This window comes from Schaalia turicensis (assembly GCF_019380255.1).
Classification (GTDB): domain Bacteria; phylum Actinomycetota; class Actinomycetes; order Actinomycetales; family Actinomycetaceae; genus Pauljensenia; species Pauljensenia turicensis_A.
Genome location: NZ_CP048928.1, coordinates 236,590 through 245,356, shown reverse-complemented (window position 1 = coordinate 245,356; position 8,767 = coordinate 236,590). Strand labels below are relative to the sequence as shown.

Genomic DNA, 8,767 nt, shown 5'->3' with positions numbered 1-8,767 from the left:
TGTCCCTCAGTAATCCAGGCCACCGCGTCGCCACTCGTACACGTATGGCACGGTGATGAGCGCGATGAACGTCAGCATTGCAATAAGCCCGAACAGGCCGAGCTGGCTGAAGCTCACTGCCCACGGGTACATGAAGACGACTTCAATGTCGAAGATGATGAACGTCATGGCGACCAGGTAGTAACGAACCGGGAAGCGACCTTCGTGAAGGTGCCCCGAGGTCGGTTCAATGCCACATTCGTAGTTGTCAGCTTTGGTCTTAGACTTCTTCGTCGGGCCGAGAATCGCCGATGCGCCAAGGCCACCAAGTGCCAGCACGAGTGCAGCCGCAGCCATAATCAGCAACGGAAAATAGGGATTCGTCATCGTTCCTCCCGGGGTTGAAAGAAGTGAAGGGCGTTCATACGGACGGCACCATCTTTGTCAACATTGTGATGAGGCGGTCATCAAAGTCGCCGCCCTTACGTTCATAGCCGTCAGAAAGTAGCTTGTGAACGAAAGTCATAAGTCGCGGAATTGGCAGACCCCTGTTGGTGCAGAGCTGCATGATTCGCGGATTTTCAATGAGAGCCACGAAGACTCGGCCCAGCTGGTAGTAGCCACCGTATTCTTCGCGGAGAAGTTCGGGATATTCGCTCATGGCGCGGTCGATGCCTGCCGACGTGGTGCGCGAGAAGGCTTGGGCGATGCACGAGGCAGCGAAGCGACCCGCCTTCAGAGCCGGTGCGATACCTTCGCCATTAAACGGAGACACCATGCCACCTGCGTCACCAACGAGTACGAGGCCCGACACGTAGTGTGGCTTGCGATTGAAGCTCATCGGGAGGGCAGCTGAGCGGAGCGGGCCGATCTGATTTTCAGGGGTGAATCCCCATTCCTCAGGCACGTTCGCGATCCACTGTTCGAAGACCTTCTTGTAGGGAAGCTGCGTCGCATTGGCTGTAGAGGCAACAGAGCCCAAACCAACGTTGACGATTCCGTCGCCCATGGGAAAGACCCAGCCGTAACCGGGAAGCAGGTCCGATTGCCCGGGCACGCCCGACCAGAGTTCCAGCTGGGATTCCATGTAGTCTTCGTTGCCACGAGGCGACTTGAAGTAGGCGCGCGCCGCAACACCCATGGGGCGCTTGATCGCCTTTTCGATGCCGAGAGAGGTAGCGAGCCTGGCAGAAACACCACCGCAGTCGACAACCATCTTGGCGCGCATTTCCAAGGCCTCGGCATCTTTACCGCGCCCCTTCTTTGCCTTCACACCGCACACGCGACCCATTGGACTGGTCAGTGCGCCGGTGACGGTAATTCCCTCCATCAGACGGGCGCCCGCATGCACTGCATGCTGGATCAGATCGTGGTCCAGCTGCATGCGTGCGCGCGTCATCCCATAGCCCGGAAGCGACTTCTGATCAGGCCAGTCAAGGGAAATCGTGTGTCCTCCGCCGACGACGGTCAGCCCTCGGTTTCGGTTCCACGTGGAGATGTCCATGCCCATCGCGATCAATTCGTGGACGGCCGCGGGAGTCAGGCCGTCACCGCAAATCTTGTCGCGCGGAAACTCTGCTTTTTCAAGGACGAGGACGTCAATCCCTAGCTTTGCCAGGTGATATGCGGTGGAGGAACCCGCAGGTCCGGCACCGACGATAATGACGTCGGCATCCGTTACGCCAGTAAGGTCATTGACCACTGGTAGCCCTCCCAAAAAAGTGAGCGCAGCTGTACGGGCTGCGCAGATGTGCAAGTCGGAGCGGTGTGCACTGCACCGCGATCCGAATTGAAAGCGTAGCCTGTTGCGCCAACGAGTGCGCCCGTTCTTCAAGAAAGGCGGATTTTCGGGAAAAGTGAAATGCGAGCGTTAACAAAGATGCATTCAATTCGGAAAAAGAAGACGTACCTAATTCGGTACGCCTTCCTCCTCATTGATCTGTGGTGCCCTTAGGGCAACGGCTTCACAGCTCGGTGCAGTGCCGCGATTCCGCCAGTAAGGTTTCGATACTGGACATCGGTCCAGCCGTTCGCGGCGATCATTCGAGCAACATCTTGCTGATCCGGCCAATCACGAATCGACTCGATCAGATAGTCATAGGCGACATCATTCGACGACATTACTTTCGCCATCACCGGCATCACGGTGGACTGGTAGAAGTTGTAGAGCCTACGGAAAACCGCGTTCGGCGGGGTTGAAAACTCGCAGACAACCAGGCGGCCTCGTGGACGAACAACTCGCGCCATCTCACGTAGCGCGCGAGCCGGATCTGGGATATTACGCAGACCCCACGAAATCGTCACCGCATCAAAGGACCCATCTTCGAACTGCAGGTCAAGCGCATTACCCTGGACGAACTCAATGTCGGGGTGACGCTGGCGACCAACCTCGATCATGCCTTCGGACAGGTCGCAAGCCACAACCTCCGCCCCGCCCTTCGCCAAGGCTGCCGACGAAGCGCCCGTGCCCGCAGCAAGGTCAAGGATCCTCTCCCCCGGCGCCGGCTTCACCGCGTTGCGCAACGCGACCATCCACACGTGATCCATACCGCCTGTCATCAGCGCATCCATAAGGTCATAGCGCTCGGCAACACGGTCGAACATCGATGCGACGTCGGTGGTTGATTTCGTGAGGTCAGCGCGCAGTGCGCCCGAAGGTTCATTCTCCATACCCCTATCTTCCCACGTCGGACCCTCGTGTCATACCGGCGCCCATATCGCACTGCTCGTTCACACTTCGCGCATCCCCGCGCCCGTCCCCACATCGCACTGCCCGTTCACACTTCGCGCATCCCCGCGCCCGTCCTCACCAGTAAGATGCCCGCATTGATTCCCCCTCACACCCACACCCAGGTGAGGCGCACACACCCCAGCAAAGTCGCACGGGTAAGATTGACCCATGCCCACCGAGCTTTCCGTTCCCACTTTGCGTGTGCGTGCAGCATCACTTCAAGGCACCCGCTGGGAAAACACGCCGCTGCTTGAACTGATCCCCGACGGCGTTTCGCCTTTCGTGTGGTTCGGATGGCGTCAATCAATGGTCGGCTGGGGCACCGCCGCCGAATGGTCATCCAACACCCCGTCCGCTATTTCCGATTCGGCATCGTGGTGGGACCAGGTGCGCCGTTCCGCAATCGGCGAGGCCGACCACACTAGCCTCAGCCTTCCCCTTGCTTTTGGGTCCTACGGTTTCGCTTCCCCCTCTGTTTCATACCTGAGCGTCCCCGAATTCGTGATCGTGGCGACCGACAAGGAACGCTGGGCTGTTTCAATGTCCTGCTCGGATACTGCTCGCGATCCACTTGAGGTGCTCGCCCAGCTCCGCCCCAGTTTTAAGGACAGCGAACTGACCGGGCCGGACGGCCTCGTGACCGATACCGGCAGGATGACGCAAGCCGAATGGGCGTCCAGCGTCAAAGAACTCGCGGGGCGCCTCCAGGCTGGGGATGCCGCGAAGGCCGTCATGGCGCGCGACATGCTCGTACGGGCTGAAACCGCGATTGACCAGCGGTATCTTCTTGCTCGACTCAATAGGCTCTACCCGCAGACCTGGCGTTTCGCCGTCCATGACCTTGTGGGCGCCACTCCTGAAATGCTCGCGTCCGTGCACGTTTCTCAGCTACGTTCGCGAGTCTTGGCTGGAACTGCACCCGCCGGCCACACCGATGAATTGCTCGCATCCGCGAAGGATCGTCGCGAACACACTTTGGCGGTTGATTCCGTTGTTTCAGCGCTCGCTCCCCTCGCATCTGAAGTCAACGCGCCCGATGACCCCTTCATTTTGGAGCTCCCGAACGTCGTCCACTTTGCTTCCGACATTCACGCCACTTTGGCAGATTCGAACCTGTTGGATGCAGTCGCCGCTTTACATCCGACCGCAGCAGTCTGCGGGACACCGCGCCTCGAGGCGCTTGAGCTGCTGAAAGTTCACGAGCAAACCGCACGCGGACGCTATTCCGGACCAGTCGGTTGGATCGACGCCGACGGCGAGGGTGAATTCTGCATTGCCCTGCGGTGTGGCCTTGTTGAAGACGACGGGCATACACTGCGCATTTTTGCTGGTGGCGGGATTATGCCGGATTCTGATCCTGAGATTGAGCTTGCAGAAACGCGCCAGAAGATGGCGCCATTGCTGGACGCACTCGGCTTGTGAGAGACATCCTTGGCGGACTCACTTTGTCGCTTGGCGGGTAGAGCGTCGCGTCAGATGCAACTGATGCCAGGGTCAGGATCGTGGCACGGCACCAACTACACCCAACGCGACAAATCCGAGCTTTTAGACACACATCCGTCGCACCAAGTGCAGTCGGCGCACTTGCAGCAGAAGAGAGACCCCTAGACCGCTCCAAAATCAACGGTTGATAGACAGTAAGACCCTGGCTTCTACAGGCACATAATGTGTCCGCAGAAGCCAGGGTCTTGTTCCATCTGACAGACGCTTCAGCTACTGGTACAGCACGCTATACCGAATAACGCTCTGCCCGTCGATCAGTTGAACTCCTTGCGAGTACGTCGTTGGGACGCCACCATGGTGCCACCTGCAACAAGGAAAGCTAGCGACACGTACAAAGACAGCCCAATGTACGCAGCACCCGTCTTCGGGAGTTTTGCAGGCGATGGCGGCTTGACATCGATAACTGCAGGATCTTTCGTGACCTTCAAGGTGAGCTGAACTGCCGAGCTGTCAGTTCCCTCAAGGATCTTGTCGCGTCCGCCTTCCTTCTGGACAGAAACCCATTCCATCGAGAACGATGCCGAACGACCACCTTCAACTGTCGCCAACGCCTTCATGTATCCAGAAACCTCGCCACTCACGGTGATGTTCTGGTCAAGTGGCGCGGTGTCTGGCACCTTGAAGCCGGCCACTGTCAGAATCAAGCTCGACTTCGTGTCATCATGAATTGCTTGACGCAAAGCCTTGTACGTTGGGTAGTCGCCCTTAAGCTTCATCGAAAGAGTGACGACACCATCTGCATACGCCACATCCGAGATCTCAAAAGCATCCGTTCCGGTCAGGGCGTAGCTTGCCTTGTCCTTCGGCCAGACTGCTCGAAGTTCTTCAGGAACGCTGATGCGAGTCGTGAATTCACTCTCGATCCACTTCACCATCACTCGATCGAAGTGCTCCGCGGGCACGTTGTTGCTCTTTTCGATCTCTTCCATCTTCTTCTGAATCACGCTGACATCAAGGTCGGCCGAGAAGTTCAATTCACTTCCGCGCTTGGTCATGTGGATAGCTGAATTCTCGGTATCACCATTGACCAGAATGTCGGCGGGCAACAGCGCCTGATCCGGAGTGATGACTGTGAAACGAATGGACTTGTCCGAAGCATCAGCCACAGCATCCCTGCCATCAGGCCACTGTTCCGCACCCCAGGAGAAGTTGAATTCCTTAGCCGTTCCAGCTTCAGAGGTAGCTGTCGCTTCGAACGCGCCGGTGACTTCACCAAAGAGCGTCAGTTGCTTACCAGCCGGAGCATCCGAATTAACCGTGACACCGGGGATAACCATCTTCATCCAGTGATCCTTCGCACCAGCATCCATAACAATCTTTTGCAACTGTGCGTAGTTCGTGACGTCCTTATTCAGCGTCATCTTCACCGTAAGGGTTCGACCGTGAACTGATGTTTCCTCAACCTTGAAGCCTTCACCAAAGTCCAGAGCTTGTGGCGTGACTTCTGCCGGAAGCGAGAGGCCTTCCGGAATAGTGAAGGTTGCTTCGAAGGCAAAGTTGCGAACCTGAATCCCAAGTTTCTCGTAATCAGTGCCCCCAGAATAAAGAGCCTCGATTTCCTTCATTTGTTTTTTAATAGGCTCCACATTCACTGCGCCTACAAAGTCGAGCGATTCCCCACGACGCACCGGATACGCAGCATTATGCTGAGTTTCTTCACCAACCCGAATATCGGCGGGCAGAATCCCCTGGTACGGCTTCACTACGACGAGCGTGTACTCAATTGCCTTGACGTTGCTCGAGTTCGGATCCCCTGTCGAACCATCTTGCACCGCATTCCAAGCGAACTTGAAATGCTTTGAGGTGCCACCGGGGCTTGTAGCAACTGCCGAGAATGAACCAGTAACCTTTCCGCTTAACGTGAGCTTGTCACCGTTGGCAACCTTGTCACCATCAATACCCAAACCATTAACCGTCAGCGTTAAACCGCCATCAGCCATCGGGGTAACAGATTCTACAGCCGCCTTGAGTTTGGCGTAATCCGTCATTCCCGCTTTCAGGCTCAGGGTCACGGTGATGTCGCGATCGTCAACCTTCACGTCCGTGACCTCGAAAGCATCACCCAAACCTGCCGGAGTCACCTGAGGAGACTCAGGGATAGTGACGCCCTCCGGCATGGTCAACGTTGCAGTGAACGTCGATGTCGGAGAAGTCAAAGCAATCTGTGAAAGCTTCGAGTTTTCGCTGTTAGCGCTTCGATCCATCATGACCGCAGAACGATCACTACCCGTAACCTCAGGGAACAACGATTCAATCACGTTCATCTGATCTTTGATGGAATCTGCGTTAATAACACCGGTCACGCTGAATGTGTCGCCAACGCGAACAAATTGTTCCTTGGAGCTTTCGGCAGGGTTGACACCCCAGATATCTCCAGGGATTTCAGCATCGTTCTCGATCTTGTCAACCTTCGGATCTTCTTTCCATCCGAGGTAGAAGGTCATATCTTTCGTGATTTGTGGGTTATCGCCTGGTCTGGAGAACAGCCACGACTTCCGGTCCTTGAAGTTATATTTCTTTCCACCGGTGGGGGTTGTGTACCAATTCGTCGTGTCGCCGAGTATCCATCCGTTCTTCTGAGCCTTCTGATCCGGCACAAGCGTGTTGTAGTCGAGCGCACCAAGAAGAGAGCGGAACTCGTCGCCGTATTCTGCCTTCTTCTTCAGTACTGCGACGTCGCCACCGTTGGGATCGGTAATAACCGTGAACACGTCTGGATTCGTCTTGAAAACGGAATCATCGGAGAAGCGACCACCATTTGCAGAGAATGCAACCTGATACAGGTTGACGTCGTACTGCGCATACAAGTCGATGCTTGATGCACCCGTAATGGAAAGAGTCTCGCCCGGAGCAATCGGCTTGCCCTGCCCTGCAGGATCCGTCGTCCAATGTTTAAACGTCTTTCCTGGAACAGCAAATGTTGAATCTTGAGCGCTGATCGAGTCAAAGTCCAGAACAGTCGCTGACTGAGCCGAGGGAGCAACGGCACTGACGAAGTTCGTGCCACCGTTGTTGTTGTGGTAGATCACCGACGCTGCATTCCACTTAGCGTAAACCTCAAGGTTCGTATCCACGGCAGATGAAGCATCAAACTCGTGTTCCGCACCAGCGTCATCCCTGTAGAACCATCCAAGGAACTCGACTCCATTCGCGTCGGTCGGAGTACCGGGATCCACATTTCCAGCAATCATGTCGAGGGCATAACCGCGAATTGTGGTGGCAGTCTTGGACTGTTGTGACCCGTCTGCGAATGAGGCGTTGGAGTTGTTCAATACGTAGGTAACCTTGGCGCTTGGCACCCACACGTGTTTGAGACCATCATCTGAGGCACGCGCAACGTTATAGGTGTACCTGTCACCGTTAATGTTCTTCGGATTCAACACATTCGTTGAAGAATCAGCCAAGGTCAGCAGGCTCAGTCGCTCATTACCGTTCTCGGCACCGTTCGTCGGCGTAGTGACGTTATAGTTGTAGGTCGGATCGTAAGCGATCTTGAACGAGCCACCGGTTACAACGTACTGCGCAGGAGCGTTCGCACCACCATTATCGGCTGTTTTATCTACCGCAGCAGTGTTGACAACGCTGTTGCCAACAAACTTAATGAACTGGCCTTCTGGGTTGTTACGACCAGCTCCGAATAGTGGAATGTACCGCAGGTTTTCACCGACGAGAGTCGAGTTCGTAAACGTGGCGTTTGAATTCTCGTAGTTGATGTTGTAGCCACCTGCGATGCTGTTTTTGAAGACCATCGTGGAGTCGGTGACTTCCATGGTTGAATGATCACCCTGAGAAATACGCGATCCGTCAGAAGTGAGCGTAGAGCCGTTGACGATTCGAAGCTGGCCGAAAATTGCCATCGTCTGCTTATATGCAGAAGAACCAGTGGCTTTGTAGACATACAAGTCAGAGTTATTCAAATCGAGAGAATACGTGTCTTTTTCAGGGTTCAGGTAGTACCAGACTCCGCGCGTGGTGAGCGACGCATTATTCATCACAAGCGGAGCGTACTGCTCGCTCTTTTCGTCCTTCGCTTGCACATTCACCGTGCAGTTGTTAAAGCTAGAACCTTTCCCATAGGTGAAAGCTCGCCCAGTGCTCTCTAGGGCAGATACGGTCAGCGCTTCTCGCGACGAACCGTTGAATTTGCCTTTCAAGTTAAAAGCAATCGCGTTCCGATCAAGGATGTAGATACCATCATTGACTTCCGCGCCAGAAGCAATGTCGAGAGCAGTTGCAAAACCGCTCATCGTGAGCTTAGCGCCATGAGAGGCCCCCAGCTTCGCACCGGCAGAGAGAATGATGCCATTTTGGCCGTTTGAACCGGTAAAGGTGGCATCTGAGTACACGTCAAGGTGTGCACCACTTGGGATAGTAAGCGGAGTGCCGGTTGTAAAAGTGCCTGCGATATGCAAAGTTCCGCCGTCACCAAGTGCATTTAAACCAGCTTTCAGCGATGCAAGTGGCGCATCTGCAGAAGTGCCAGCATTATCATCACTGCCAGAATCAGCATTCACCCAGACGTCAGACAAAGACTTGGTAGCCGGCGCCATACGA

General features: G+C 55.4%; 5 protein-coding genes. 1 reads left to right on the top strand and 4 read right to left on the bottom strand.

Annotation, left to right across the window (positions count from 1 at the left end; translation table 11 throughout):
• Positions 1 to 6: 6 nt before the first annotated feature.
• The 3 genes from ndhC to G5S47_RS01045 form a co-directional block, all read right to left on the bottom strand.
• Positions 7 to 366 carry an NADH-quinone oxidoreductase subunit A gene (gene ndhC, locus G5S47_RS01055; protein WP_006680798.1) on the bottom strand — a complete coding sequence of 120 codons (360 nt, stop codon included), beginning with the start codon at positions 364 to 366 and terminating at the stop codon, positions 7 to 9.
• Between the two features lie 34 nt (positions 367 to 400).
• Complete coding sequence (locus G5S47_RS01050; protein ID WP_006680797.1) at positions 401 to 1,681, bottom strand: geranylgeranyl reductase family protein; 1,281 nt, start codon at positions 1,679 to 1,681, stop codon at positions 401 to 403.
• Positions 1,682 to 1,929: 248 nt separating this feature from the next.
• Positions 1,930 to 2,649 carry a class I SAM-dependent methyltransferase gene (locus G5S47_RS01045; RefSeq protein ID WP_006680796.1) on the bottom strand — a complete coding sequence of 240 codons (720 nt, stop codon included), beginning with the start codon at positions 2,647 to 2,649 and terminating at the stop codon, positions 1,930 to 1,932.
• 229 nt (positions 2,650 to 2,878) lie between these two features.
• On the opposite strand from G5S47_RS01045, the gene G5S47_RS01040 reads away from it, so the two are divergent.
• Positions 2,879 to 4,132, top strand: coding sequence for an isochorismate synthase (locus G5S47_RS01040; RefSeq protein ID WP_219585630.1), 1,254 nt, complete (start codon positions 2,879 to 2,881; stop codon positions 4,130 to 4,132).
• A 335-nt stretch (positions 4,133 to 4,467) separates the two neighbouring features.
• Here the strand turns inward: G5S47_RS01040 and G5S47_RS01035 are convergent, their stop codons facing one another.
• Positions 4,468 to 8,763, bottom strand: coding sequence for an InlB B-repeat-containing protein (locus G5S47_RS01035; protein ID WP_219585629.1), 4,296 nt, complete (start codon positions 8,761 to 8,763; stop codon positions 4,468 to 4,470).
• Between the last annotated feature and the right edge of the window lie 4 nt (positions 8,764 to 8,767).

Bases quoted from the DNA above. Each gene is read 5' to 3' on its own strand.
- ndhC (WP_006680798.1), bottom strand. From the start codon at position 366: ATGACGAATCCCTATTTTCCGTTGCTGATTATGGCTGCGGCTGCACTC.
- G5S47_RS01040 (WP_219585630.1), top strand. From the start codon at position 2,879: ATGCCCACCGAGCTTTCCGTTCCCACTTTGCGTGTGCGTGCAGCATCA.
- G5S47_RS01045 (WP_006680796.1), bottom strand. From the start codon at position 2,649: ATGGAGAATGAACCTTCGGGCGCACTGCGCGCTGACCTCACGAAATCA.
- G5S47_RS01035 (WP_219585629.1), bottom strand. From the start codon at position 8,763: ATGGCGCCGGCTACCAAGTCTTTGTCTGACGTCTGGGTGAATGCTGAT.